This is a genomic window from Paenibacillus sp. PL91, from assembly GCF_012935325.2.
Classification (GTDB): Bacteria; Bacillota; Bacilli; order Paenibacillales; family Paenibacillaceae; genus Pristimantibacillus.
On record NZ_JABBYG020000003.1, the window covers coordinates 218,028 to 244,600 of the forward strand.

The following is a 26,573-nucleotide window of genomic DNA, read 5'->3' on the forward strand; positions in this document are numbered from 1 at the left end:
GCTTAGACGGTTCTTTTCTTGCTATTTGTTGCGCCGACGCGCATTATTCGTTCATTTCACTCGCAAGCTCATAAGACACGGTCACAATGTCGGTCGGAGCCGAGACATTTTTAATGGAGCGTGCGCTTTCGATTTCCAGGCGGAGCGCGCGAACCTTCTCCATCGGTTTTCTTACAAAGTGGATATATTCAACGGCTAAGTGATGGTCAGGCTTCTTGCCCGTCAGCATCCTTCTTAACGTAGACATCGATTGATAAGCGCGGTCTTCCATTAGTCTTCTCTTCTCATAACGCTCAACCATCTGTTCAATTTCAGCTATTTCCTGCTCTTTCTTAGCAACGTAGGCATCGATAAAAGGTAGAACCTCGCCCGCTTTACGATGATGGGCAGCAACTACAAAGCCTGAATGAATGATCGGATCTGTCATGAGAAATCACCTGTCTTGTCATGTTATTATTTCTTACATATATAATAATACAACAAACCAGAGTCATTTGAAAACTGTTTTTTATAAGCTGGAAACATCTGCACCAATAACACTGGCTTCCGTTCGGAGGCAAGCTTCAGAAGCTCGAAGAAACGCGTCTTTGTTCCAATTCAGCTGTTCGCAAAAATAAAAAGAGGAACCGCATGGGTTCCTCTTTAGTACCTCAATATTGCATGGCAAAAAATATTACTTCTCAGCTTTTTGTTGAGCTGTGTTTGCCGCTTGTTTGCCGGCAGTGTTGTTTTGGTTAAATTCTTCAGCGAATTCTGCATTGTATTGATTGTTTTGGGCTTTGTTGTTTTTGTTTTTAGCCATTGTCGTTCACCTCCCCGTTTCATTTGATAGTATGGCATTCTTGCTGCTTATTATACGGGTTTTACGATTCCAAATACGTCTGCGGTATAGGCTTTCCGGCTTCAATTGCCAGGTTGATTTTGTTCAGCCAAGCCTGCGAAAGCTTGCCTGTTCCTCTGCGCAGCACCTCTACGTGTACCGTTCGCTTGCCCCACTGCTCGTATACCTGCTTGATCGTTTCAAAATACAAATCGATGCGCTTACCCTTGATAGCCGAGCCTGTATCGGCCACCACGCCATAGCCATAACCGGGAATATAGAGCAAGGTTCCGATTGGAAAGAGCCTCGTATCAGCCGCTATCGTCGATACTTGATCCCTTCGCACCTTTACCCCCGAATACGTAATGCCATATTGCGGATGTCCTGGACGTTTGCCCGTCGATTCTACGCCGGCTGTATAGCCAGTGGCCACAACTTCGACTGTGTTTGGTTTCATCTTCTTTGAAGGGCCTGCTGCAGATTTCTGCGGCGATGACGCTTCAGCCGAAGCTGAACATTTAGCTGTATTTAAACCGATTACGAGAACTGACAGAAACAGCAATAAGGTTAGTCCTTTTCTCATATAAAAAAAGCTTGTTACCATCTGGGCTACTTCCTCCTCAGAAGAATAATGCCCCGATGGCACAAGCTTTATGCGCCATTTATTATTGTTCTTTATCTGCGATTTGCTTTTGGAGCAGTGCAATCAGCTCTGCAAGAGGCATTGAACCAAGGTCGCCCTCGCCGCGCTTACGCACGGAAACCGCCTCCGCTTGCATTTCATTCTCGCCTACGACCAGCATGTAAGGCGCTTTTTCAAGCTGCGCCTCGCGGATTTTGTAGCCAAGCTTCTCATTTCGCAGGTCGCTTTCAACGCGAACGCCGCTTGCTTGCAGCTGCTCAGCCACCTTGCGCGCATAGCCCTCATAAGCAGTCGATACCGGAATGACCTTCGCTTGAACCGGCGACAGCCATAGCGGAAGAGCGCCTGCAAAGTTTTCAAGCAAGAACGCAGTCATTCTCTCCATTGTGCTAATGATTCCGCGGTGAATAACGACCGGACGGTGTTTTTTGCCATCCTCGCCGACATATTCAAGCTCAAAGCGCTCAGGAAGCAAGAAATCAAGCTGTGCTGTTGACAGCGTCTCTTCTTTGCCCAGCGCTGTTTTGATTTGCACGTCAAGCTTAGGACCGTAGAAAGCCGCCTCGCCTTCAGCCTCGAAGAACGGAAGCTCAAGCTCCTCGACTACCTCGCGGAGCATGCGCTGCGACATTTCCCACATTTCATCATTTTGGAAATACTTTTCGGTATCCTTAGGATCGCGGTAGGACAAGCGGAAACGGTATTCCTTGATGCCGAAGTCCTCATACACCTTGCGAATCAAATTAACGACGCGCGCGAACTCTTCTTTAATTTGATCAGGGCGGCAGAAAATATGGGCATCATTGAGCGTCATCGCGCGTACGCGGTGCAAACCAGTGAGCGCGCCCGACATCTCATAACGGTGCATCGTGCCAAGCTCGGCAATCCGAACAGGAAGATCACGGTAGCTGCGCATGTCGCTCTTGAACACCATCATATGATGCGGACAGTTCATTGGGCGAAGAACGAGCTCCTCGTTGTCCATAATCATTTTCGGGAACATATCCTCGCTATAGTGCTCCCAGTGGCCAGAGGTTTTGTAAAGCTCAACGTTGGCAAGCACCGGCGTGTAAACATGCTCGTAGCCTAGTCTTTCCTCAAGATCGACGATATAACGCTCCATCGTTCTGCGAAGCTTCGCGCCATTTGGAAGCCATAGCGGCAAGCCTTGGCCAACCTCACGCGAGAATGTGAACATTTTCAGCTCGCGGCCGAGCTTGCGGTGATCGCGCTTCTTCGCTTCCTCCAGGAAATGAAGATGCTCATCCAGCTGCGCTTTTTTCGGAAAAGCTGTTCCGTATATGCGCTGTAGCATTTTGTTTTTAGAATCACCGCGCCAGTAAGCACCAGCCACGCTTAGCAGCTTGAAGGCTTTAATGCGGCCAGTTGACGGAAGATGAGGTCCGCGGCATAGGTCAAAGAACTCGCCTTGGTCATACATTGTAATGACGGAATCAGCAGGCAAATCACGAATTAGCTCAAGCTTAAGATTGTCATCAAGCTCCGTGAAAATCGCCAATGCATCGTCTCTGCTAACGACGCGGCGGCGAATATCTAAGTTTTGCTGAACGATCTTCTCCATTTCCTTCTCGATCTTAACAAGATCCTCAGGCGTCAAGGACTGTTCCATATCGATATCGTAGTAGAAGCCGTCCTCGATCACGGGACCGATTCCAAGCTTCACATTTGCATTTCCGTATATGCGCTTGATAGCTTGTGCGAGCAAGTGAGCGGTACTGTGGCGGTATACCTCAAGCCCGTCCGCCGATTCAACCGTAACGATCTCAACAGCCGCATCCGCCTCGATTGGCGTATAGACATCGACTACTTTACCGTCGATTTTACCAGCAATCGCATTCTTTCTAAGTCCCGAGCTAATCGAGCCCGCAACTTCTTCAATCGTAGTGCCAGCAGCATATTCTCTTACTGCGCCGTCCGGCAAAGTAACTTGAATGGCCATTTTCGTTCATCCTCCAGTTTGTCTGTAAGCAAATTGCTTCATTGTTCCATTATTTACTCCATTCCAAGCAAAAAAGAGCACAAAAAAGCACGCATCCCTAAAAAGGGACGAGTGCTTGTGTGCTCGTGGTTCCACCCTACTTCGACTGTGCCAGCACGTCTGACGTATGGCTTGCAGTCCTCGTATTATCTGGTAACGGAGAATTCCGGTACAGCTTACTGCTATAGCATTGCTTCATGATGAGCAGCTACAGGTTAGGCCATACAGCTAAAAAGGGGTACATCTGCGGACATTATGGAAGGAAATTGCAGCCTAGTTTCCTCTCTCTGAGCCAAACATCGTAAGCAGATACATGTCTTTATCATTGCCGATTAGAACGTATATGACTGTCATTATAGCTTGACTTACGCAATTGGTCAAGGCTATTACTCCAGCTGTACTTATTTTCCTACGGCTGAACGAGCTCATCAAGGCTGCTGCTGCAGGACGCACATTGTACGCATACCGTTACCCGTTGGTCAAAAATCGTTTCGATCGTTCGAATGACCTGCATATCGGGCTGCCTCGTATGAATCGTGATATGCTTTGGCGATACCGATATTAGCGAGCTGATAACCATATCCTCGATGTTCATTTCGGTTTCCAGCATTTCCGCTACGATCCGATCTGTTGGCGGGTTCGGGTCAAGCAGCTGAAAGCTTTCATCATAGAGAATGAAGTCATGCCCGCCCTTATGCAGCAAATGAACCATCGGCAGCTTCGTATCCTGAAGAAAAACAAAATATTTTAACAGGGATATAAACTCCTGATATTGTTTGTCGAGTACATATTCGTCCAATGCGTATTCAACGACTTCAGCTAATTCCTTTCGATAGGGCTTTAACCGAAAGGTTGTAAAGCCAGCCACGTTAAGCTCCGTATTATCCTGCAAAAACTGTTCAACCTCAGTCGTTACTTTGCTTTTGCGCCTTAACCGATCTGCATCCAGAAATTTAGTGCCAAGGCTATCCCACTCTTTGCCGTGAAGAAGATCATGACAATATCGCTCAAGCGCAGCAGCATCGGCCGAATGGCTATTTCGATACTTTCTGCGAATAATAGTTGACAGCATGCTTGGCTCAAGCTCACTTACCACAAATTCTGCAATAGCTGTCGCCGCTGCATGATAGACAGCAGAGCCATGCTCTTTAAGTTGAAAATGCGGCATTATCGCTTGGCAACAAATAGCCTGGTCAGATATCGGCAGAAATTCTACAATGGCTTGCCGCGCTTCTTTTGAGCCAATATGTAAATCGTCGAGCACTTGTTCCTTCAACAAATTCGAAAGTTTATTCATCGACTTTTGGAGGCTTGTAGGCAAAGAAATTGTAAATAGCTCCATAGGCTCACCCCTTTCCTTCCTTATCAGTATATGGTGCCGTGTTCGGGGATATACGATGAAGACATTGGAATGTAAGGGAATCAAGTCTCGACGCAGGATGGACGCAGGCCAAACAAAAAAACGTCTGCCGAACGTTCCTCTGCTGGAGAAGAACGGACTGCGGACGTTTATTATAGTTACGTATTAATTTCAGCATCTGCTGCAAGCAAATACTAATTTTGCATCACAAAATCAAGATCAGCTTTGTCTGTTTCATGGTACATTTTCAAAATATTATATTTGGTATCCCGTTGAGCCGGGATCTTGCCGCATTCGCGAATGAGCTGAAGAATGAGTTCGATGTTGACTTTATGTGTTGTGCCTGCTGCCGAAACGACATTTTCTTCAATCATCGTGCTGCCGAAGTCGTTGCAGCCATAAGATAGCGAAAGCTTACCCATCTCTGGCCCCATCGTCACCCAAGACGATTGGAAGTTAGGAATGTTATCAAGCATAATGCGGCTAGCTGCAACGATGCGAAGATATTCTTCCGGTTTTGCCTTCTCCAGCTTAAGATTCGTATTATCTGGCTGGAACGGCCAAGAAATAAACGCCAAGAAACCTGTTGAATCGTATTTGTTCGGGATACATTCGTCTTGAGCGTCGCGGATACGAAGCATATGCAGCGCACGCTCCTCGACCGTCTCGCCGAGTCCATATACCATCGTCGCCGTTGTGTTCATCCCATGACGGTGGGCTGACTTCATTACGTCCATCCAATCCGTCCAAGAGCCCTTCATCCGGCTGATCTTGCGTCGCGTGCGGTCATCCAAAATTTCGGCACCGCCGCCTGGCAAGGAATCGAGTCCCGCTTCATGGAGCTGCCTGATGACTTCATCAAGTGAAAGACCATCCGAGACAACCTTCATCTTCTGAATTTCAGCAGGCGAGAAGGAGTGCATCGTGATGCTCGGGAATTGCTGTTTAATTTTGCGGAGCAGATCCAAATAATACGTAAACGGCAAATCCGGATTCGTACCGCCCTGCATCAATATTTCGGTACCGCCAACGTTAACAGTCTCTTGAATTTTGCTCAAAATCGTCTCATCAGGCAGCACATAGCCTTCCTTTGAGCCTGGGGCGCGATAAAACGCGCAAAAGCGACAATAAACATCACATACATTCGTATAGTTAACATTTCGACCTACAACAAAAGTTGTTATCGGTTCTGGATGATGCCTCAGCATGATCTGATTCGCTACATGTCCCATTTTCTCGATCTGATCTGAAGCCAGCAGCTCCATGCCTTCTTCGAGCTCAATTCGCTCGCCGCGCAATGCTTTATCCAATATATGGTCTAACGTTCCCATTCCGCAAGACCTCCTTAGTTCCGTTCTAGTAGACAACAATCACTTAATCCTAACATATATCTATATGCCAAGTCACTTGCCGTATGATGCCCTTAAAGCCTGAAATGAGGAAAAACACGGCGTGTCCGTTAGAACAACCGTGCTTTTCTTTCATTTCGTCCTATTTAGGTGCGAAGTGCCTGATCCAAATCCTCGATTAAATCCTCGATATCCTCAAGACCAACCGAATAACGAACCAATCCGTCCGTTATCCCTCGAGCATGGCGCACTTCTCTCGGCATAGCCGCATGCGACATCATCGCAGGGTAGGATAAAATGCTCTCTACCGCGCCTAAGCTTACGGCAACCAAAGGAATTTGCACCTTGCTCAGAAGCGATTTAGCGCGCTCTCCGCTGCCTACATCGAAGGATACGACTGCGCCGTAACCAAGCGATTGCTTCTCATGTATTTCCCTGCCCGGGTGATCATCTAATCCAGGATAGTAAACAGCCGTTACTTCCTTATGTTCAGACAGCCATTCAGCAAGTCTCCGCGTGCTCCGCTCGCTATGCTCCATCCGAGCCTTTAGCGTCTTCATGCCGCGCATCAGCAGCCAAGACTCCTGCGGGCTCAATACGGTTCCCATGCCGTTTTGAAGCTGTTTCAAGCGTTTGCCGAGACCTTCATCTGCCGTAACCGCAAGACCTGCCAGCACGTCGCTATGGCCGCTCAAAAATTTAGTTGCACTGTGAAGCACGATATCGACGCCTAGCTCGATTGGACGTTGATGATAAGGTGTCATAAACGTATTGTCCAGCATGGTAAGCAAGCCATGCTCCTTCGCCCAAGCGGCCGTTTCCGCTATGTTCGTAATTTTGAGCGTTGGATTCGAAGGTGTCTCCATAAATACCGCTTTTGTATTCGGCTTAAGCGCAGACTTTACCGCTTCGAATTCGGTCATGTCCACGAACGTGGATTCAATGCCGAGCCGATCCAAAATCGTCGTAAGCAAGCGATACGTACCGCCGTAAACATCCTCCGTTACGATAACATGATCGCCTGCAGATAATAGCAGGAATGTCGTCGAGATCGCCGCCATGCCTGATGCGAATGCGAACCCGCGTGAGCCACCTTCAAGCAGTGCAATGTAATCCTCCAACGCTTGGCGCGTAGGATTGCCGGAGCGGCTGTAATCATAATCCGGCGGATTAAAAATATCATGATGATGGAACGTCGATGCTTGGTAAATCGGAACGCTTGACGCTCCGGTATGCTCATCAATCTCTGCGCCGAAATGAAGTAGCTTTGTTGCAAAACGGCGATCTTGAGGCTTCACCTTGTTGTTGTCGTTGCTCATCGGTTATTGAACCTCCTCAATTTCGCGTTTTGCAGCGGCCAGCGCTTGCTCCAAATCACTGATCAGATCGTCCGCATGCTCGATGCCGACCGAGAAACGAAGAAGCCGGTCATCGACGCCGATCGCTTGACGAATTTCAAGCGGAATATCCGCGTGCGTCTGAACCGCTGGATAGGTCATTAAGGACTCCACCCCGCCAAGGCTTTCAGCAAAGGCAATGAGCTTAATATGGCGCAAAATCGGCTCTACATAGCGGGCATCCTTCAAGCGGAAGGAGAAAATACCAGTATTGCCGGAAGACTGCTTGTTCTGAATCTCATGTCCGGGATGATGCGGCAGCGCCGGATAATAAACATCCTCAACTGCAGGGTGCTCAAGCAAATAATTCGCAATCGTTGTGGCGTTGTACTGATGGCGCTCCATCCGAAGTGCCAGCGTTTTCATGCCTCTCATTAGAAGCCATGAATCCTGCGGTCCAAGCACCGCTCCGATAGAATTGTGCAAGAAAGCCATTTCATCAGAGAGCTCCTTGCCTTTCGTTACGATAAGACCAGCTAGCACGTCATTGTGGCCGCCCAAATATTTGGTCGCGCTATGAATGATAATATCAGCGCCCAGCTCGATCGGACGTTGGAAAAATGGCGTTAGAAGCGTATTATCGACGATGGTGAGCAAGCCTTTGGACTTCGCCCATGCTGCTACTCGCTCGATGTCCGTAATCATCATGAGCGGGTTGGTTGGCGTCTCGATCAGAACCGCTTTCGTATTCGGCGTCCATAATGTCGACATCGCATCGATATCATTCGTATCGACATACGAAGCCGTTACGCCGAATCTAGACATAATGCGCTCCAGCAAACGGTAAGTGCCTCCGTACAAATCAAGCGATACGATCAAATGATCGCCTTGGCTGAACAAGGAAAAAATCGTTTGCAGCGCAGCCATGCCGGAGCTACAGGCAAAAGCCGCATCGCCAGCCTCCAATTGCGCAGCTGCTTCCTCTAGCACTGCTCTTGTCGGGCTCTTGGTGCGTGCATAATCAAAGCCTGTGCTTTGACCCAGCTTAGGGTGGCGGAATGCGGTGGCTTGGTATACCGGAAAGCTTATCGCTCCGGTTACAGGCTCTTTAATCGATCCGATCTGAGCCAAATGACTTTCAATTTTCATCTTAATGTAGCACTCCCTCGTCTATTGTTAAATGCCTGCACCCAAGTCAAACGGTGTTTGCTGGTATACATAATAGTTAAGCCAATTAGAAAATAACAGATTGGCATGCGCGCGCCAAGTGGAAAGCGGCAAATTCGCCGGATTATCGCCCGGGAAATAATTTTTAGGTACATCTATCGGCAGCCCTTTGGCTTTGTCGCGGTCATATTCATACTTGAGAGATGACGGATCGTATTCGGAATGGCCCGTCACAAAAATTTGCCTGCCATCCTTGGATGCGACGAGATACACGCCGGAATCCGGCGATTCAGATAAAATATCAAGTGATTCAAGCGACTCGATATCCTCGCGGCGAACTTCCGTATGACGCGATTGCGGAACAAAGAACATTTCATCAAAGCCGCGAAGCAGATTAACATTGCGTTTCTCAACAGTGTGCGGGTAAACGCCGAACATTTTGGTATCCAGGTTGTATTTCGGAACGTTGTAATGGTGATAAAGTCCCGCCTGCGCCGCCCAACAAATATGGAAGGTTGATGTAACGCGCGTCGCGCTCCAATCCATAATTTCCTTTAGCTCTTCCCAGTAGTTGACTTCCTCAAACGGCATTTGCTCAACCGGCGCGCCCGTAATGATAAGTCCGTCATAATATTCATGCGAGATCTCATCGAACGTTTTATAAAAGGATTCCAAATGCTCGGCTGATGTATTTTTGGAAGTATGCGTTCTAGGGTGCAGCAATACGACCTCGACCTGAAGCGGCGTGTTCCCGATAAGCCTTAGCAGCTGCGTTTCTGTCGTTTCCTTCGTCGGCATTAAGTTTAGAATAGCGATACGCAGCGGCCTAATGTCTTGCTGAAAGGCAATGCTCTCATCCATAACGAAGATGTTCTCGTTGTTTAAAATTTCTTTTGCCGGTAAGTTGTCTGGTACTTTAATAGGCATGTTGTTCACTCCTCTTAGGCAGTATGACCGCTTGAACAAGAAAAAGACCCTTTCTGCTGTGAGAAAAGGTCGTATGCTCAGTAAATAAGCCATCCGCCTCTCTCATCTCTCAGAAAAAAAATTCCGCAAGAATTAGCACCGTGCGTATTTAAACGCCGGTTGCCGGGCTTCATCGGGCTAGTCCCTCCGCCTGCTCTTGATAAGAAAGTAGTCTATTCGATTTTTCGCGGTATCAATTCAATTTCACTTTAATGCAAAATGTCAATCGCGTCAAGAAGCAGCTGGGCATAATCAAAAAAATTTAGCTGAAAATCTGTCGTTTTAATGCTTGAATGTAAAGCTAATGCGGGAGTATACTAGACAAGAATTTATTTCGTTTATTCCATTAATAAAGGGGTGCATACGGACATGGAAGGCGACAGACCAAAGCCTGAAAACGATCGAATACGTTTACTGCCGGCCAAGTCCATTTCAGCCGGCAGTTTCCTCTAAGAGAATTAAAAGGAGTGACTCCGGATGAAAATACGTCTCGTTAGCAATGGCATTTTTACGACTATTGATGATATTAATGAAACCCTTATCCCCTCGAAAGAAGGATTTTACTGGATCGATGCTGATGTGGAGGACCTTGCCGTTTTGCAGCCGCTGTTCAGCATGCATGATCTGGCCGTTGAGGATTGCCTCAGCGAAGAGGAGCAGCGTCCGAAGATCGAGATATACGAGAGCCATTATTTTATTGTGATCAACAGCATTCGATTCGATGATGAAGAGATTTTTCTTAGGGCGCTGAACATTTTTCTCGGCCGCCATTTTATTATAACGGTAACGAAGCAAAAAATTAACGAGCTGCGCTCCTTGAAGCCTGTGTTATGGGAGCAAGAGGTTAGCCGTCCAGATTATTTCCTGTACCACCTTGTCGACATGGTTGTCGACAACTACTTCCTTGTCGGCGATCGCATCGATACCCGTATCGAAACGCTGGAAGAGGATATTTTGATGCATACCAAAAAATCGCATCTGAATGAAATCATCGGCTTGCGCGGGGAAATTTTATGGCTTAAGAAGGTGCTTGGTCCGCAGCGTGACGTAATCGCTACACTCAATAAGAAGGATCTTAAGCTAATTGACGACCAGCTGCAAAAGTATTTTAGCGACATTTACGAAAATGCGCTAAAAATTGCCGAGTCCTTCGATACGTACCGCGATCTTATGGGCAACTTACGAGAAGCCTATCAGTCCAGCGTCTCGAACCGCGCCAATGAAATCATGCGCGTGTTCACCGCGATAACGACAATATTCATGCCGCTTACTTTCATAACCGGCATCTATGGAATGAACTTTGATTTTATTCCTGGCCTCCATCTTCAGATGGGCTCGTATATTTTACTTGGCATTATGCTGTTGCTTGGCATAAGCATGTTTTTCATCTTCCGCAAGAAGGAATGGCTATAAAGCTTGTTCGATAAAGCTGTAAAGGCTGCACACGCGTTTGGCAATTATGCCTTTTGCGAGCGCAGCCTTTTTTGCTGTAACCTCATCTATCCATTATAATAGTAGGATACGCCTAAATGCATTTATGTATCTTTGAAAGGGGGGATTGACGTGAACATGAACCAGCTTGAAACACTCCTTACGATATCCAAAACGATGAGCTTCCGAAAGGCTGGCGAGCTGCTGAATTTGACCCAGCCTGCTGTATCGGCGCAAGTCAAAAGTTTAGAGGATGAGTTCAAGACAGTCCTTATCGACCGTAATCAACCAGTTACACTAACTGATCATGGACAAGTTTTTTTGGAGCATGCGGAAAAAATCCTTACGATTGTGGAAGAATTAAAACAGAAGCTGTCCGATTTGAATTTAACGCCTCAAGGCCACATTTTGCTTGGGACAACTTCTTCGATTGCGATTCAAATTTTACCGCGAGTCATGTCTTATTTTCAAAACCAATTTCCTTTAATAAAAACAACCATACATTCCATGCCCTCATCACAAGTTATGGCCAGCGTCGAGAATGGCTCAGTTGATATCGGTATTACATACCTGACTGAAAAAAACCCGAACGTTACTTCCTCCGTTCTTTATTACGATACGTTTGAACTCGTCGTGTCCCCCACGCATCCAATGAGCCGGCTGACGCATACTACGGTTGACACGCTCAAGGACATCCCGATGATCATGCTTGCACCCGATACGCTTGGCCGCAGATTCGTCGATCAAATTTTCCGAAAGTACAATATTCAACCGAATATTGTTATGGAGGTCTCAAGCAGCGAGGAAGTTAAACGAATGGTTGAGATCAATTTGGGCGCAGCCGTCGTCTCGAAGCTTTCGATTGCCAATGAGCTGCGGCTTGGCACGCTCAAAATGATTAAGGTGAACGAGCTGGAAACGAGTCATCCCGTCGGGGTCGTCTACAAATCAGGACGGTATATTAATACGGCGCTGCAGCAATTTCTTAGCGATTTAAAGGGCATGCCCGAGCATCAATTCATCAGCAGCGAATAATAGCATGCAACCTCAGACAGACAAGGAGAGATGATAATGAAATTCGATTTGCACACCCATCATGTCAGATGCGGACACGCCAATGGTACGATTGAAGATTATATCCTTGCAGGCATAGATGCTGGACTACAGGTGATCGGCATCTCCGACCACTCGCCATACTTTTACCACGCGGAGGATCAGCCCTCTCCCGGCATCGCAATGGCTAGAAGCGATTTCTCCAGCTATGTCGAGGAAGTACTGCGGTTGAAGGATAAATATGCAGGCAAAATTGAAGTGCTGCTTGGCATGGAATCGGATTTTTTCCCCGAATATGCGGACAGCTACCGGAAAGCCTACGAAGGCGTGCCTTTCGATTATCTTATCGGTTCCGTGCATCAAGTAAGCGGGGTCAGCATTTTTAATCGAAACCGCTGGAAGCACTTAAATGAGGAGCAGCATATCGCAACAAAAAGAGATTATTATGACCTAATTAAGCAATCTGCTCGCAGCGGGATGTTTGACATTTTGGGACATATCGATGCTATGAAGGGGTATTATCCTGCGTTCTCCGACATTCCTGCGCTTGCAGAGGTCGATGATACTCTTAAGACGATTGCCGAATGCGGCGTTTCCATCGAAATTAATACGTCTGGCGGCACCAAGGATGTTGGCGGCTGGTATCCGTCGGATGCGATTTTGGAGCGCGCGCTTCACTTTGGTGTGAATGTGACCTTTGGATCGGATGCTCATGTGCCAAGCAGAGTCGGCGATGAATGGGAGCTTGTGCAAAAGAGGCTGAAGGAAATCGGCTTCTCGCAATGGGTTTTTTATCGTAAGCGTCAGCAGGTCATTGTACCGCTGTAAAGACGTCCATAGACAAAAAAAGTGGACCTGCACGCTGCAGGTCCGAAAGGATATATTAAAAAGGGGGTCTTGTTTATTATAATAGCCCACTAATGTAATGAGACGATAACAGAACTATTTCATTTGTGTAACAAATTTGAGGGGTTGAACATCCATGTGGCTCATTACAGCCATCAGCAGCGCAATCTTGTTTGGACTAGCAGGCTGGTGGATGAAGGTATCGCAAATGCGCGGAGGCTCAACCAGAACGCTGCTGCTTGGGCTATATGCGTCGGGAACGGTCGGCTTTGGCGTACATTCAGCGGTTGAGGGTACATTTGCTTTCCTTGCCGATCCGAAGGTATGGATTGCCGGCATCATTATCGGAGCAGGCTCTGCATGGGGCAACGCCTTGTTTATGAAAGCATTGTTCTATGGCCCAGCAAGCCTAACCTCCCCGCTTACGAATATGAATATCATCTTGGTTATCGCTTTGGGGACATGGTGGTATAAGGAGCCGCTTAGCGCCTCAGAGGCGATTGGCATTACATTGCTTCTGCTCGCCGTGCTGTTTATCGCCCACAAACGGAAAGAGCCGCTCACGATAACGGAAAAAAGATGGTTCATTCTCGTCGGGACAGCGATCGTGATGTTTGCGCTGCGAAACGGCGGCTTGAAGGTGACGGACGAGCTGGGGCTGCCAAGCGCCCCCATCCTGTTAATCGCCTATTTCCTCTCGCTTTGCTGGTTTCTTATTCCGGCCAAAGCAAACGCTGCCCGCTCGGCTGAGCGTACAGGACTTTATTACGGGATTATTGCCGGACTATTCTCATACGGCGGACTCCAGCTGTATGCGATGGCTTTAGCGACAGGTCAGGCAAATCTGGCCGCGCCGATCTTCGCAACGAACAGTCTAGTCGTAGCAGCTGGCGCGATCCTATTTTACAAAGAAAAGCTTACCATTGTGCAGTGGACGGCCTTTGCCTGTACGATTCTTGGGCTGATCATTATTCGGGTATAAGGGCATAAAAGCTTGTGCATCCAATTTCTAACTTTAATATAGTAAATATATAATTATCAAAAATACACGTATTCCCACTGAAATGAACTTACTTTTAGTTTGTTCATATGCTACAATAGTATTACAAAAAGCGGGGTGATACGGTTGGATTATTCGACAATGTGCCCAAAGTATGAAGCCGCAGCCGACATTTTAGGTAAGAAATGGACGGGCAGAATTATTCGGGTATTGCTCGGAGGACCAAAACGGTTCAAAGAGATTAAAGAACAAATTCCCGAAATGAGCGACAAAATGCTAACGGACCGGATGAAAGAGCTTGAAACAATAACGATTATTAAGCGTCAAGTCTATCCTGAAATGCCCGTACGCATCGAGTACGAGCTGACCGGCAAAGGACGGGAGCTTGAACCAGTCATTGAGTCCATTCAAAAATGGGGCGAACAATGGATGTAAGATGAGAAACCGCTGAGGCGGTTTTTTTTATTTTTATGCACCGTTTTCTATGCTAATCCTCGTTCCATAAGCTGAGAGCTGATTGCCGTATAAATTCCTCTCCATCCATAATTGACAACAGAATGTCAATCCACTATCATTGATAATAATAATCAGTATCACATAAAAAAAGAAACCCCCGATAAAATCGAGGGTTTCCTTCCAATATTCAAGCAGCTCTACATGCCGAGCCATTTTTTGAACAGATGTTTTGTTGTATCCTTGTTGATTGCTGCAATCGAAGTCGTAAGCGGAATGCCCTTCGGACATGCGCGAACACAGTTTTGCGAGTTGCCGCAGCCTTCGATACCGCCATCCGTCATTAGCTCATCCAGACGCTCCTCCTTGTTCATCTCACCCGTTGGATGAGCATTAAACAAGCGAACCTGTGAAATGGCTGCAGGACCGATAAAGCTGTTCCGGTCGTTAACGTTCGGGCAAGCCTCAAGGCAAACGCCGCAAGTCATACATTTCGAAAGCTCATATGCCCATTGGCGCTTCGTTTCAGCCATGCGCGGTCCTGGACCAAGATCATAGGTTCCATCAATCGGAATCCATGCTTTCACTTTCTTCAAGGCACCGAACATGCGCTCGCGGTTGATAACAAGGTCACGGACAACCGGGAATGTTCTCATCGGCTCAAGACGAACCGGCTGCTCCAGCTTATCGATCAGCGCGCTGCACGCTTGGCGCGGCTTGCCGTTGATGACCATTGAGCAAGCGCCGCATACTTCTTCCAAGCAGTTGGAATCCCAGCATACAGGTGCTGTGCTCGCGCCATCGGATTTCTTCGGATTACGTTGAATTTCCATCAATCCGCTAATGACGTTCATATTAGCGCGGTAAGGAATTTCGAACTCTTCCGTGTAAGGCTTTGAATCAGGAGTATCTTGACGTGTGATGATAAACTTAACCGTCTTTGTTGCTACAGTCGTTCCTGCCATCGTTATTCTCCTTTCTTCTTGTCGCTCGAGTAATCGCGTTTACGAGGCTTGATCAAGCTTACGTCGATGTCCTCGTAAGAAATTTGCGGACCTTCCTTCGTCCATTTCGCAATCGTCGATTTCATGAAATGGTCGTCGTCACGATCTGGGAAATCTGGTTTATAGTGTGCGCCGCGGCTCTCGTTGCGAAGCAATCCGCCCAGCGTCATCGCTTCGGAAAGCTCAAGCATGTTCCAAAGCTGACGAGTAAAGGCAACGCCTGCATTGTTCCATTGCGCCGTATCGTTAATGTTGATCTTCGCATAACGCTGCTTCAGCTCTTTGATCTTGTGGATCGTTTGCTCAAGCTTATCGTTAAAGCGTACAACGGTCATGTTGTTCGTCATCCATTCGCCAAGCTCTTTGTGAATGACATAAGCGTTCTCGTTGCCGTTCATATTGACGATGCTGTTGTATTTATCCGTTTGACGCTTGTTCTCGCGATCGAATACGGAGGAAGCAACATCTTCAGCTGATTTCTTCAAGCCTTTGATATACTCGACCGCTTTCGGTCCAGCAACCATACCGCCATAAATGGCGGATAGCAAGGAGTTCGCGCCCAGACGGTTCGCGCCATGGTATTGATACTCGCACTCGCCGGCTGCGAACAGACCAGGAATGTTCGTCATTTGATTGTAATCGACCCACATGCCGCCCATTGAATAGTGAACCGCCGGGAAAATTTTCATCGGAATTTTGCGCGGGTCGTCGCCCATGAACTTCTCATAAATTTCGATGATGCCGCCAAGCTTAACGTCAAGCTCCTTCGGATCTTTATGGGACAGATCAAGGTAAACCATGTTTTCTTGATTGATGCCAAGCTTCTGATCGACGCACACGCTGAAAATTTCACGCGTTGCAATATCACGAGGCACGAGATTTCCGTAAGCCGGATATTTCTCCTCAAGGAAGTACCAAGGCTTGCCGTCTTTGTAAGTCCAGATCCGTCCGCCTTCACCGCGTGCTGATTCTGACATCAAGCGAAGCTTGTCGTCGCCCGGAATCGCCGTAGGGTGAATTTGAATGAATTCGCCATTGGCATAGTTAACGCCCTGCTGATACACTGCGCTTGCAGCCGTACCGGTGTTGATAACAGAGTTCGTTGTTTTACCGAAAATAATGCCGGGACCGCCTGATGCAAGAATAACCGCATCCGCACGAACCGTGTGCACTTCCATCGAACGCAAATCCTGCGCCGATACGCCGCGGCAAATGCCGTCATCGTCAACAACAGCGCCAAGGAATTCCCAGTGCTCGTATTTGTTGACTAGACCTGCTGCTTCCCACCGGCGAACTTGCTCGTCCAATGCGTATAGAAGCTGCTGTCCTGTCGTAGCGCCCGCGAATGCTGTACGGGAATGCTTCGTGCCGCCGAAGCGACGGAAGTCGAGCAAGCCCTCTGACGTACGGCTGAACATAACGCCCATCCGGTCCATGAGGTGAATGATGCCAGGCGCAGCGTCGCACATTGCTTTAACTGGCGGCTGATTTGCTAGGAAATCTCCACCATAAACGGTGTCGTCGAAATGCTCCCACGGAGAATCGCCTTCCCCTTTCGTATTTACAGCGCCGTTAATACCGCCCTGCGCACATACTGAGTGGGAACGTTTGACCGGTACAAGTGAGAACAGATCAACGTGCACGCCTGCTTCTGCGGCTTTAATGGTAGCCATCAAGCCAGCCAGACCGCCGCCAACGATGATAATTTTATTTTTAGCCATAACGCTTCGCTCCTTGTCTACAAACTAACCGATATTTGTAAGTGCCAATGCAGCACTCGCAGCTTCCTTAAATTCATCGCCGCTGAACGCGATAAGCGAAAGAATAAACAACGCCGAAACGATTACAAAAACGCCCATGCAAATGTAGGAAGAGATACGCTGTGCTTTCGGGCCGATCGTAATGCCCCAGCTGATCAGAAACGCCCAAAGGCCATTGCTGAAGTGGAATACCGCTGCAAGTACGCCGATTACATAAAGTACGAAATAAGCAGGACTGCTCGCGATTTGATTCATCGTAGATCCCAGCTCTTCATGCGTGATGTTGCCGAGATAAACTTGAATCCGGGTTTGGAATACGTGCCAGAATACGAATACAAAGGTAATTACCCCTGTAACCCGTTGTGCGGTAAACGCCCAGTTCCGGCCGTACTTAAAGCGTCCCGTGTTCGTGTTCGATTGGTATGCCACGTACAAGCCGTAAATACCGTGAAATAACAACGGGAGGTAAATACCGAAAATCTCGAGCAGCGGCAACACTGGCAAACTGTTAATCAAATGTACGCCTTTGTCGAAGCCCTCTGGTCCGCGTTCAAACGCCTGATAGTTGGTCAGACCATGCACGACGATAAAACCGCCGAGCGGAATGATCCCGAGAAGCGAGTGAAGCTTGCGCGAGAAATACGAGTTTCCTTTCATGTCATTCCTTCTCCTTTCAATACTGTGAGTGCTGGCATGCTTTTTGTTAAAATATAAGAATGTATCCGTTTCACACTTATACATTGCTTATATTTCAGCGCAAACTAAAGCGCTGAGCCGCCAAAGGGCAGTCATCAGCTATTTACGCTTGGCAAATCATTCTACATTGTAACCCCAGCATGTTTCTCCGTCAACAAAAGTCGACACATATTAGCCACACTTCCCATCCTACTCCTTTTAAGCTTATAATGGAATTGCTTATTTTTTATAATTTCTTATAACAAAACGACATAAGGAGCTCTATTCATGAATGAAGAGATGCATGTCTTCACCGTAATAGTCGAGCAATCCAGCATGAATAAAGCTTCCGCTTTGCTCAATCTGTCCCAGCCTGCCATCTCTCGGAAAATCGCTAAGCTCGAGCAAGAGTTAGGCTCTCCTTTATTTCGGCGGATCGGCAAACGGCTTGAGCTTACCCGGATCGGGCAAATGACTTACGAATATGCCTTGGAGCTTAGGCAGCTTCACCGCAAATATTTGCAAACCGTCTCCGAGTTTACTTCAACGGGACATACAACACTGACGATTGGCGCGAGTCTGACGACGCTGCAAACCACGCTGCCCGATTTAATTCAAAGGCTAACGTCAACCCATCCGGAAATCGACATTAAAGCGATTACGGGCAAGACGCATGAAATCGTGTCGCTCGTTCGCGATCATAAAGCCGATATCGGGATCGTAGCGTCAAGCATCGAGGATTCGACATTAAGATGTATCCCTCTATTTGAGGATCATTTATCGCTTGTGCTCCCGCGCAATCAAGTCATTCTCGATAAAGGCCCGCTAGGCATTCAAGATTTGACCGGCATGCCGATGATCTTGTTCTCCAAAGGAACCTGGTACAGAATTCTTACCGACGAGCTTTTCGACAAATATCATCTTCAGCCTGATGTGCGTATGGAGATTGATTCTTTTGAAGCGATATTGCGTTTGCTCCATACTTGCAGAGCCGCTACGCTGCTCCCCCAATCGTACATGCGCAAACAGCTGCTCGAAGACAATGAGCTTGTCATTATCCCTATTCGCGAGCTTGAGGATACGAAGCGCACGACCTCGCTTATTCATGCAGACTCAGCAGCGCTAAGCCCCTCCGTCCGACTATGGATCAATGAGCTGGCGGCGCGTTTTCCAAGCAAAAAGGACAGCAGCCTATAAATGGGGCTACTGTCCTTCAGCATTTCCAATATTACGCTTCCGAATCCATCCCCAGCCGTTTTGCGACTAAAGCGGTGGTGCTGGCTTGGAGCAGAACCGTTATGAGAATGGTCATTAATGTAATAGAAGCAATTTTTTCGGCATGCTGGATGCCTGCGCTTGTGATCATTCCCGATAATACAGCAGGAATAACCCCCGTTTCCCTTACCCACATCATAAATACGAGCTCATTTTTTTTCCAACCCGCCTTGCGGTCAGGCAAGCTGCAGGCAAGCACCGTGATCGGGCGAGCAACAAACATCAGTATCATCACGATTGCAAAGCTTTGCCAACCGTATTCCAGCAATAGCGCCATATCAACCTGGCTTCCAAGTAGGACGAAAATAAGCATGCGGAGCATGACAGTCACATTATCAGAGAAGTGTACGATTTCCGGTTCCTTCTCTTCCATCTTGAGCTGAAACAGTTTAGGATTTCCCCAAATAAGACCTGCGACGAAGGTCGCCATAAAGCCGCTCACATGCAATAGATCGCCAACTAAATAGGCAGCTAACGCTGAAGCCAGCATCGCTATCGTTGTATAATCTCTCAATATGCCTAGCTTTAAATGGGCAACGACGTACACCGAAACTAATCCGATTAATCCGCCTAACAGTATGCCGCCAAGAGCCGTATACGCAAACTGCCCGAGCAGAGGCCCTGCCTTTAATGCCGATTTGCCGGTGATTGCCGCAATTAAAGCAAAAGTTATGATGGAGCCTGTCGCATCGTTGAAGGCCGATTCACTCTCGACTGTCTCCCGTACCTTCACTCTAATGGCAACCTGACGAAATACCGGTATAATGGAAGCCGGGTCCGTTGAGGCGATGACCGATGCGGCAAGCAGTGCATAAAGCCATTCCAATCCGAAAATGAAGTGTATAGCCGTACCCGTTATCGCTACCGTTATGAGCACACCCGGAACGCTTAGCAGTGCAACCGTCCACTTGACTTTGCTCAGCCCTCTCAGACTGATATTGCGTCCTCCATCAAACAAAATAACGGTGGAGCCTACTATTAATATAAGCTGATTAATTAATGAGGTGCTCGATTCATTGATCCAGTGCAAGCCTTGGCCCAGCAGCAGCCCTATCAATATAAATGCAGCAACATCTGGTATACGCAGCTTAACGGCAGCACGGCCAGCCAGCATCCCGGCAATCACGATAAGAATGAGCAATATAAGCAAGTGATGTATGATTGGTGTCGCAGCGGTTTCCACCTGCATTCACTTCCATTCCTAGGAGCAACCTAACGAATAACAGTTGCCTCAAAATCTTCGATTTGCTCATTTGTTCCAATAACAACCATAACATCACGCTCAGCAAGCACATCGGTTGCCGTTGGCGCAATAATGATGCCGGATGGCTTGTTGATCGCAACGATGCTGCAGCCAAACCTTGCGCGCGGGTTCAGATCATGCAGCGACTTGCCATTCAAGCAATGAGGTACAGCAAGCTCGGCAATCGTATACTCCTTGGAGAGCTCAATATAATCAAGCAGGTTGGGCGAAACGAGCTGATGCGCAACTCGGATGCCCATGTCCCGCTCCGGATAAACGACACGGTCAACGCCGATTTTCTCCAGCACGCGTCCATGCAATTCCGTCATTGCTTTCGCAACAACTTGCTTCACGCCTAGATCCTTAAGCAATATGGTCGTTAAAATACTGGCTTGAATATCATCGCCAATTGCGACAACGCCACAGTCAAAATTGCGTACACCGAGTGAACGAAGCGTTTCTTCATCGGTACAATCGGCAGAGACAGCATAGGTGAGCACGCCGCTCATTTCCTGAACGGCCTCCTCGTCCTTATCGATGCCAAGCACCTCATTGCCGAGCTCGATAAGCTCGCGGCCTAAGCTCGATCCAAACCTTCCTAACCCTATTATGACAAATTGCTTCTTCTTCATTCCCACTTGCAGCTTCCCCTATCCAATCGTAATTTTGCCTTCAGGATGCCGGAACAATTCTTTTTCTGTGCGAGGCCCCAGCGCATATGCTAACGTCAAAGGTCCAAGCCGCCCGGCAAACATCGTTAATGCAATGACTATTTTCCCTACTGTGCTGAGTTCCGGAGTAACGCCGATCGACAATCCCACCGTACCAAATGCAGAAGTAGCTTCAAACAATAATTTAATGAACGCCTGGTCCTCCGTCATCGACAAAGTCATCGTTACAATAATAACTAAACCTAATGAGATTAAAGTAATCGTCAGCGCCTTAAAAATTCTGTCTTTGCCAAGCCGATGCCGAAACATCACAATATCCTCGCGTCCGCGAATCATCGCAATAACGGCCCCGATCAATGTCGTAAAGGTCGTCGTTTTGATTCCGCCGCCAGTAGAGCCTGGCGATGCGCCGATAAACATCAGGATGATGGTGAAAAACATAGTCGCTTGTCGCAAAGCTGTATAATCAAGCGTATTGGCTCCCGCCGTCCGCGGCGTAACCGACTGGAAAAAAGAGGACCATATTTTACCGCTCCAATCTAAAGAGCCCAGTGTCTTTGTATTGGAAAACTCGAAAATAAATATAACGATTGTCCCTAGCGCTATTAATGTCCCCGTCATCGACAAAACAACCTTGCTGTGCAGCGACAGCCTGCGGTTTTTGCGATACTCCATCAAATCCGACATGACGACAAAGCCTAAACCGCCGGTTATGATGAGCATCATGGCCGCGATATTGACGATAGGATCAGATACATACAGCGTTAAGCTTCTGTATTCTCCAAAAATATCAAAGCCCGCATTGTTGAATAAGGAAACCGCGTGAAACGCTCCGAAAAATAACGCTTTGCCAAGCGGCATATCGAATGCAAACCTTATGGAAAACAAGGTGAATCCGACAAATTCGATCGCCAATGAATAAACGATGACCCTCCTAATGAGCCGAACGATGCCTTCCATGCTCGACTGATTCATTGCTTCTTGCAGCAATAGCCGCTCCCGAAGTGAAATCTTCTTGCGCAGCACGAGCGCAACCAGCGTCGCCATCGTCATAAAACCAAGGCCGCCAAGCTGGAATAAGCACATTAATATAACTTGGCCGGCAACCGAGAAATACGTACCCGTATCTACAACCACCAGCCCCGTTACGCATGTCGCCGAGGTCGCCGTGAACAGTGCATCAATGAATGGCAGCCGCTCACCGCTTGCAGATGCGAATGGCATGGATAATAATATGGCCCCCAGCAAAATAATAAGCGCGAAGCCGCAAACCAATATGCGCGGGGGCGACCACTTGAGAACGTTCCAATCTCTCTTCATCCGTTGTCCTTCTTCTGTGTATGTCTTATCATAATTGCTTGTTTTTGAGCATAAAAAAAAGCACTGGAAACTCAAGTGCTCTGTGCGATGAGTCCTGTTCCAATACGCCTACGAGGTTAGCTGACGGATTCGGGCCTGGACAGGCAGCCCTATTCGGCGGTTAGAGACTATGCTCCACCGCTAAAATTCACCCCATGCCGCCAAATGAGAACCGCCTTTGCAAACAGCATGTTCTTCTATTTTGACAGCTTTATGGTTCCCCCGTTTTCCTTAGGAAATTCGGCTGTGCTATTCAATTTGTATGACGTTAACGATTATAATCCCAAATCAGCCTATATATAAAGGTGATATATTTGACAAAAGCGGCGATATTAGTCCAAATACGGGCAAAGGGATAAAGAAGCAAGCTATAAGCTTGCTGGACATCGTTATTTCGCAGTTTCTTATATGCATACCTTCATTTTCATTGGATAATTCAGGGATTGATGTGTTAATGTATGGACATATGCTACTCATTTTAAAGACAGTTGAGGTGAATCCATGATTGATTCTATCAGGCCTAATGAATGGAAACGTTTTTTATGGGCGGCGATTGCTTGCTTTATTATTTATGCAGCCGTTGACATCGGTCCCATGTTCGCCTCCATCGCATCTGGCGAATTAAACACAAAAGTTATAGAGAAGTCGACCGCTGAGAGCCGCGCCACCGCTTTCGCAGAGAAACAGACAGGCCTAAAAGTGAAATCGGCTAAAGCCGTGCATCAAACCGATAAAATGATGAACGGCTATTTATCCAAAAACAAGCTGACCAAAACGTATGCTGACAAATATGATCCGAGCTTCCCGACAGATACGTTTCAGGTTGATTTGAAATTCAATGGCGGCGGCAGCGGCTTCGTTCACGTACATATGCAAAGCGAAAAGATTGTGTCATGGAATTTGCTGATCGACGGTGAAGAGCTGTCTAGCGCAGATAAAGAGAAGGCAGCGATCGATTTCCTGACGAAGCAAAGCTTCAGCGGGGTAGAATTTCAAGGCAATCAAATATTGGATAACGGTGATTGGCAGGGCGTGCCTAAAGCCGACTACGCCATACAGGATGCCAAGTTAACGATTAATGTTGATGCGCATACCATCGATGGCCGCACCGTGATAACCAAATACAAGCCTGCTTTTATCGCCCCGGATGATTACATCCAATATGTGAAAAATCAAGACAAAATTGCTGGTTTCCTTACCGGCTTCGGTTATTTCTTCATGAGCCTCGTATTGTTCGTCTTGGCGATTATTTACGCCGTGCTCTACCGAAAGTTCACCTCTTTCAAATTTGGTATCATCTTGACCATCGTTTACTTTATCACCTACATCATCATGAATCTGAATGTGCTTGACGGCATTCGAGCCTCGATGGGTGAAAGTGACATAGCTGGAGCGACAACGACCGTTACAGCTGTCGTAACGGTACTGCTGACCATCCCGATGGCCGGGGCTATTTATATTTCATTGATCGCTGGCGATGGCCTATGGAAGGCCCAAGGCCGAGATTTATGGCCTCGCTTCGGACAGAAAGGCTACGGCGACCATGTATGGCGCAGCGTAGGCCTCGCCTATTTATTCGCGATTATCCTCTTCGCGCTCCAATCCGTCATCTTTATCGCTTTACGGATGACAATCGGCACATGGGATACATCGGATGTTACCCAGTCTCCTTACAATATGGGCATTTTATGGCTCATGCCGGTGCTGGCTTGGGCGGCCGCTATTTCGGAGGAGGCGGTCTTCCGTTTCTTCGGTATCGGTTTATTCCGCAAATGGTTCAAAAACACGTTTGCGGCTGCGCTGCTCCCAACCTTCTTCTGGGCGCTTGGACACGTGATGTATCCGTTTTATCCGTCCTCGACAAGATTGATCGAGCTGATGATTATCGGACTCGTTTTCAGCTTTATCTTCGTCAGATACGGCTTGATTACATCCATGTTCACTCACGCGATCTTCAATAGCGTAGCGGTCGGCTTTTCACTGCTAACGGTTGGAACGGCGCCAAATATCATCTCGGCTATCTTTTTCTCGGTACTGCCGGTGCTGATCGCCTTTGCGATCAAATACTTTAGCCACAAAAAAGAGAAGAAGCCGTCTGTTACGACGACTCCTCCCCTAGAGCGGCTATAATTTGCGAAGCTAATTTTTCACCAATAGATAGAGGCCGAAAGTCTTCGACTGAGGCCTCTTTTATTTTTTTGATCGAGCCAAAATGTTTCAGCAGAAGCTTGCGGCGCTTCTCTCCGATGCCCGGAATCGAGTCAAGCTTCGATTCGACCATGGACTTGCCGCGTTGCTCGCGGTGGAACGTAATTGCAAACCGATGCACCTCGTCTTGAATGCGCTGCAGCAAATAAAATTCCTGGCTGTCACGCGGCAAAGGTACAATCTCCGCCGGATCTCCTGTCATGAGCTGCGCCGTTTTGTGCTTCGCGTCCTTCACGAGGCCGCAAACGGGAATGAACAAGCCAAGCTCATTCTCCAGCACGTCAAGCGCCGCCGATATTTGCCCTTTGCCGCCATCGACTACGATCAGATCGGGAGCTGCCAGCTCCTCCTTCAGCACGCGCTCATAGCGGCGCCGGATGACCTCTCGCATCGTTTCATAGTCATCGGGGCCGATTACCGTTTTCACCTTGTATTTACGGTATTCCTTGCGATCCGGCTTGCCGTCGGTGAAGACGACCATAGCCGAGACCGGATTCGTTCCTTGGATGTTCGAGTTATCGAAGGCTTCAATTCGGCGCACTTCCTCTAGGCCAAGCCAGCCGGCCAATGATTCCGACGCTTTGACGCTTCGCTCCTCATCACGCTCGATTAGACGGAATTTCTCGTCGAGCATCACCTTCGCATTGTCCGTAGCCATCGTCACGACCTCGCTCTTGCGTCCACGCTGCGGCATAAGCACTTTAACCTTCAGCCAGTTGTGAAGCGACGCAATGACGTCGTCTGCATGCGTTGAAGCAGCCTCATCCGATCCCTCTAACGTTTCTCCCGGCAGGTGCTCTGGCGGCAGCGGAAGCAAAATTTGCTTCGGAAGCGCTGGATTGTCGCTGTAATACTGTGTTACGAACGTCATGAAATCATCGTAAGCTTCCCCGTAATAAGGGAAAGTCGTCCCATGCCGCTCAATAAGCTTGCCTTGGCGCATGTACAAAATTTGTACGCACATCCAGCCTTTATCTACTGCAAAGCCAAAGATATCGCGGTCAAGCGCATCCTGCATCGTAATTTTCTGCTTCTCCATGACCGCATCGATCGCAACCAGCTGATCCCGGAATTCCTTCGCGCGCTCGAATTCCAGCTTCTCTGCCGCCTCTTCCATCTTGCGCTGCAGCTCAATCTTAACGACGTCTTGGCCGCCGTTAAGAAACCGCGAAATTTCTTGGATCATCCGGTCATATTCGGACTGCTGCACGTCAAACTCACATGGCGCAATACATTGTCCTAGATGATAATACAAGCACACCTTATCCGGCAGCGTTTTGCACTTTCTAAGCGGATAAAGCCGATCCAGCAGCTTCTTCGTCTGCTGAGCCGCGTATGCGTTCGGATAGGGGCCAAAATATTTCCCTTTGTCTTTAATGATCCGTCTAGTGACCTCAAGCTTCGGATGCTTCTCGTTCGTTATTTTGATATAAGGAAAGGTTTTATCATCCTTCAGCAATACGTTATATCTAGGGTGATATTGCTTAATCAAGTTGCATTCTAAAATAAGTGCTTCCATGTTGCTGGAGGTTACAATAAATTCGAAATCGCGAATTTCCGACACCAATCGCTGTGTTTTCCCATTGTGGCTGCCGTTAAAATAAGAGCGCACCCGATTTTTGAGCACCTTCGCTTTGCCTACATAAATGATGACGCCTTCGCTGTTCTTCATAAGGTAACAGCCTGATTGATCGGGGAGCAAAGCTAGTTTGTTCCGTATCGTCTCTTTAGACTCCGCAAGCTGCTGCTCCGCCTGCTTCCGATCCGTTTGCTGATGATCCATGCTCTCGCCTCCGACTGCCTAATGATTCTGTACACATTTTAGCATAAGTAGACCTGATTTTGTCTTACAATTGTCACCGGTATTGGCTTTACAACTGTTTGGCAGTTTGAGTATACTAATATAAGTTGAATAAACCGATACTACATAAAGACGACCGCATATGGTTGTGCT

Annotated in this window: 23 protein-coding genes and 2 riboswitches; of the genes, 7 read left to right on the forward strand and 16 right to left on the reverse strand. The window is 47.8% G+C overall.

From position 1 onward, the window contains the following. Nucleotides 1–43 precede the first annotated feature (43 nt). The 9 genes from HI950_RS09675 to metA form a co-directional block, all read right to left on the reverse strand. Nucleotides 44–427 carry a hypothetical protein gene (locus HI950_RS09675; protein WP_169083830.1) on the reverse strand — a complete coding sequence of 128 codons (384 nt, stop codon included), beginning with the start codon at nt 425–427 and terminating at the stop codon, nt 44–46. 246 nt (nt 428–673) lie between these two features. Next, nucleotides 674–802 (reverse strand): hypothetical protein, encoded by a 129-nt coding sequence (locus HI950_RS36375; RefSeq protein WP_262985690.1) that lies wholly within the window; start codon nt 800–802, stop codon nt 674–676. A 61-nt stretch (nt 803–863) separates the two neighbouring features. Further along, a complete protein-coding gene (locus HI950_RS09680; protein WP_169083829.1) occupies nt 864–1,424 on the reverse strand; it encodes a 3D domain-containing protein in 561 nt (186 codons plus the stop codon). Between the two features lie 61 nt (nt 1,425–1,485). After that, nucleotides 1,486–3,423, reverse strand: coding sequence for a threonine--tRNA ligase (gene thrS / locus HI950_RS09685; RefSeq protein ID WP_169083828.1), 1,938 nt, complete (start codon nt 3,421–3,423; stop codon nt 1,486–1,488). Between the two features lie 448 nt (nt 3,424–3,871). Next, entirely contained in the window at nt 3,872–4,804 is a 933-nt protein-coding gene (locus tag HI950_RS09690; protein WP_169083827.1) for a putative sporulation protein YtxC, read from the reverse strand. 212 nt (nt 4,805–5,016) lie between these two features. Then, nucleotides 5,017–6,153: a cyclic dehypoxanthinyl futalosine synthase gene (gene mqnC / locus HI950_RS09695; RefSeq protein ID WP_169083826.1), complete on the reverse strand. Its 1,137-nt coding sequence runs from the start codon at nt 6,151–6,153 to the stop codon at nt 5,017–5,019. Between the two features lie 164 nt (nt 6,154–6,317). Further along, complete coding sequence (locus tag HI950_RS09700; RefSeq protein ID WP_169083825.1) at nt 6,318–7,490, reverse strand: trans-sulfuration enzyme family protein; 1,173 nt, start codon at nt 7,488–7,490, stop codon at nt 6,318–6,320. Nucleotides 7,491–7,493: 3 nt separating this feature from the next. Beyond that, nucleotides 7,494–8,657: a PLP-dependent transferase gene (locus HI950_RS09705; protein WP_169083824.1), complete on the reverse strand. Its 1,164-nt coding sequence runs from the start codon at nt 8,655–8,657 to the stop codon at nt 7,494–7,496. A gap of 27 nt (nt 8,658–8,684) precedes the next feature. Next, nucleotides 8,685–9,602 carry a homoserine O-acetyltransferase MetA gene (gene metA / locus HI950_RS09710; protein WP_169083823.1) on the reverse strand — a complete coding sequence of 306 codons (918 nt, stop codon included), beginning with the start codon at nt 9,600–9,602 and terminating at the stop codon, nt 8,685–8,687. Between the two features lie 99 nt (nt 9,603–9,701). Further along, a riboswitch (SAM riboswitch) is annotated at nt 9,702–9,808 on the reverse strand. A 310-nt stretch (nt 9,809–10,118) separates the two neighbouring features. On the opposite strand from metA, the gene corA reads away from it, so the two are divergent. The 5 genes from corA to HI950_RS09735 all read left to right on the forward strand — a co-directional run bounded on the left by corA (nt 10,119) and on the right by HI950_RS09735 (nt 14,406). Further along, on the forward strand, nt 10,119–11,054 hold the full coding sequence (corA, locus tag HI950_RS09715) for a magnesium/cobalt transporter CorA (RefSeq protein ID WP_169083822.1): 936 nt from the start codon (nt 10,119–10,121) through the stop codon (nt 11,052–11,054). Between the two features lie 150 nt (nt 11,055–11,204). Continuing rightward, the gene (locus HI950_RS09720) at nt 11,205–12,107 is read left to right on the forward strand and encodes a LysR family transcriptional regulator (protein WP_169083821.1); all 903 of its coding nucleotides are present in this window, start codon (nt 11,205–11,207) and stop codon (nt 12,105–12,107) included. A gap of 36 nt (nt 12,108–12,143) precedes the next feature. Continuing rightward, entirely contained in the window at nt 12,144–12,953 is an 810-nt protein-coding gene (locus HI950_RS09725) for a histidinol-phosphatase (protein ID WP_169083820.1), read from the forward strand. Nucleotides 12,954–13,107: 154 nt separating this feature from the next. After that, the gene (locus tag HI950_RS09730; protein WP_169083819.1) at nt 13,108–13,953 is read left to right on the forward strand and encodes a DMT family transporter; all 846 of its coding nucleotides are present in this window, start codon (nt 13,108–13,110) and stop codon (nt 13,951–13,953) included. A gap of 144 nt (nt 13,954–14,097) precedes the next feature. Beyond that, a complete protein-coding gene (locus tag HI950_RS09735; protein WP_053371996.1) occupies nt 14,098–14,406 on the forward strand; it encodes a winged helix-turn-helix transcriptional regulator in 309 nt (102 codons plus the stop codon). Between the two features lie 218 nt (nt 14,407–14,624). On the opposite strand, the gene sdhB is transcribed toward HI950_RS09735, so the two are convergent. The 3 genes from sdhB to HI950_RS09750 are packed head-to-tail and all read right to left on the reverse strand — an operon-like array spanning nt 14,625 to nt 17,845. Further along, complete coding sequence (gene sdhB, locus HI950_RS09740) at nt 14,625–15,389, reverse strand: succinate dehydrogenase iron-sulfur subunit (protein ID WP_169083818.1); 765 nt, start codon at nt 15,387–15,389, stop codon at nt 14,625–14,627. Between the two features lie 2 nt (nt 15,390–15,391). Further along, nucleotides 15,392–17,149, reverse strand: a complete 1,758-nt coding sequence (sdhA, locus tag HI950_RS09745) for a succinate dehydrogenase flavoprotein subunit (protein ID WP_169083817.1) — start codon at nt 17,147–17,149, stop codon at nt 15,392–15,394. Between the two features lie 24 nt (nt 17,150–17,173). Further along, complete coding sequence (locus HI950_RS09750; protein ID WP_169083816.1) at nt 17,174–17,845, reverse strand: succinate dehydrogenase cytochrome b558 subunit; 672 nt, start codon at nt 17,843–17,845, stop codon at nt 17,174–17,176. Between the two features lie 306 nt (nt 17,846–18,151). Between HI950_RS09750 and HI950_RS09755 the strand changes: the two genes are divergently transcribed. Then, nucleotides 18,152–19,060 (forward strand): LysR family transcriptional regulator, encoded by a 909-nt coding sequence (locus HI950_RS09755; RefSeq protein ID WP_169083815.1) that lies wholly within the window; start codon nt 18,152–18,154, stop codon nt 19,058–19,060. A 31-nt stretch (nt 19,061–19,091) separates the two neighbouring features. Here HI950_RS09755 and HI950_RS09760 read toward each other — a convergent pair whose 3' ends face one another. The 3 genes from HI950_RS09760 to HI950_RS09770 are packed head-to-tail and all read right to left on the reverse strand — an operon-like array spanning nt 19,092 to nt 22,372. Next, nucleotides 19,092–20,327 carry a cation:proton antiporter gene (locus HI950_RS09760; protein ID WP_169083814.1) on the reverse strand — a complete coding sequence of 412 codons (1,236 nt, stop codon included), beginning with the start codon at nt 20,325–20,327 and terminating at the stop codon, nt 19,092–19,094. A 23-nt stretch (nt 20,328–20,350) separates the two neighbouring features. Continuing rightward, complete coding sequence (locus tag HI950_RS09765) at nt 20,351–21,013, reverse strand: potassium channel family protein (RefSeq protein WP_169084023.1); 663 nt, start codon at nt 21,011–21,013, stop codon at nt 20,351–20,353. 18 nt (nt 21,014–21,031) lie between these two features. Then, the gene (locus tag HI950_RS09770; RefSeq protein ID WP_169083813.1) at nt 21,032–22,372 is read right to left on the reverse strand and encodes a TrkH family potassium uptake protein; all 1,341 of its coding nucleotides are present in this window, start codon (nt 22,370–22,372) and stop codon (nt 21,032–21,034) included. 90 nt (nt 22,373–22,462) lie between these two features. Further along, nucleotides 22,463–22,667, reverse strand: a riboswitch (cyclic di-AMP (ydaO/yuaA leader). Nucleotides 22,668–22,912: 245 nt separating this feature from the next. Here HI950_RS09770 and HI950_RS09775 point away from each other — a divergent pair. Next, nucleotides 22,913–24,541: a CPBP family intramembrane glutamic endopeptidase gene (locus HI950_RS09775; RefSeq protein WP_169083812.1), complete on the forward strand. Its 1,629-nt coding sequence runs from the start codon at nt 22,913–22,915 to the stop codon at nt 24,539–24,541. On the opposite strand, the gene uvrC is transcribed toward HI950_RS09775, so the two are convergent. Further along, nucleotides 24,510–26,402 carry an excinuclease ABC subunit UvrC gene (uvrC, locus tag HI950_RS09780; RefSeq protein ID WP_169083811.1) on the reverse strand — a complete coding sequence of 631 codons (1,893 nt, stop codon included), beginning with the start codon at nt 26,400–26,402 and terminating at the stop codon, nt 24,510–24,512. The genes HI950_RS09775 and uvrC overlap by 32 nt on opposite strands. Nucleotides 26,403–26,573: the final 171 nt, after the last annotated feature.

Coding starts and splice junctions, on each gene's coding strand:
- HI950_RS09705 (WP_169083824.1), bottom strand. CDS start 8,657: ATGAAAATTGAAAGTCATTTGGCTCAGATCGGATCGATTAAAGAGCCT.
- HI950_RS09770 (WP_169083813.1), bottom strand. CDS start 22,372: ATGAAGAGAGATTGGAACGTTCTCAAGTGGTCGCCCCCGCGCATATTG.
- HI950_RS09690 (WP_169083827.1), bottom strand. CDS start 4,804: ATGGAGCTATTTACAATTTCTTTGCCTACAAGCCTCCAAAAGTCGATG.
- HI950_RS09775 (WP_169083812.1), top strand. CDS start 22,913: ATGATTGATTCTATCAGGCCTAATGAATGGAAACGTTTTTTATGGGCG.
- HI950_RS09700 (WP_169083825.1), bottom strand. CDS start 7,490: ATGAGCAACGACAACAACAAGGTGAAGCCTCAAGATCGCCGTTTTGCA.
- mqnC (WP_169083826.1), bottom strand. CDS start 6,153: ATGGGAACGTTAGACCATATATTGGATAAAGCATTGCGCGGCGAGCGA.
- HI950_RS09760 (WP_169083814.1), bottom strand. CDS start 20,327: ATGCAGGTGGAAACCGCTGCGACACCAATCATACATCACTTGCTTATA.
- corA (WP_169083822.1), top strand. CDS start 10,119: ATGAAAATACGTCTCGTTAGCAATGGCATTTTTACGACTATTGATGAT.
- uvrC (WP_169083811.1), bottom strand. CDS start 26,402: ATGGATCATCAGCAAACGGATCGGAAGCAGGCGGAGCAGCAGCTTGCG.
- HI950_RS09755 (WP_169083815.1), top strand. CDS start 18,152: ATGAATGAAGAGATGCATGTCTTCACCGTAATAGTCGAGCAATCCAGC.
- HI950_RS09725 (WP_169083820.1), top strand. CDS start 12,144: ATGAAATTCGATTTGCACACCCATCATGTCAGATGCGGACACGCCAAT.
- metA (WP_169083823.1), bottom strand. CDS start 9,602: ATGCCTATTAAAGTACCAGACAACTTACCGGCAAAAGAAATTTTAAAC.
- HI950_RS09680 (WP_169083829.1), bottom strand. CDS start 1,424: ATGGTAACAAGCTTTTTTTATATGAGAAAAGGACTAACCTTATTGCTG.
- HI950_RS36375 (WP_262985690.1), bottom strand. CDS start 802: ATGGCTAAAAACAAAAACAACAAAGCCCAAAACAATCAATACAATGCA.
- sdhB (WP_169083818.1), bottom strand. CDS start 15,389: ATGGCAGGAACGACTGTAGCAACAAAGACGGTTAAGTTTATCATCACA.
- HI950_RS09765 (WP_169084023.1), bottom strand. CDS start 21,013: ATGAAGAAGAAGCAATTTGTCATAATAGGGTTAGGAAGGTTTGGATCG.
- thrS (WP_169083828.1), bottom strand. CDS start 3,423: ATGGCCATTCAAGTTACTTTGCCGGACGGCGCAGTAAGAGAATATGCT.
- HI950_RS09750 (WP_169083816.1), bottom strand. CDS start 17,845: ATGAAAGGAAACTCGTATTTCTCGCGCAAGCTTCACTCGCTTCTCGGG.
- sdhA (WP_169083817.1), bottom strand. CDS start 17,149: ATGGCTAAAAATAAAATTATCATCGTTGGCGGCGGTCTGGCTGGCTTG.
- HI950_RS09675 (WP_169083830.1), bottom strand. CDS start 427: ATGACAGATCCGATCATTCATTCAGGCTTTGTAGTTGCTGCCCATCAT.
- HI950_RS09730 (WP_169083819.1), top strand. CDS start 13,108: ATGTGGCTCATTACAGCCATCAGCAGCGCAATCTTGTTTGGACTAGCA.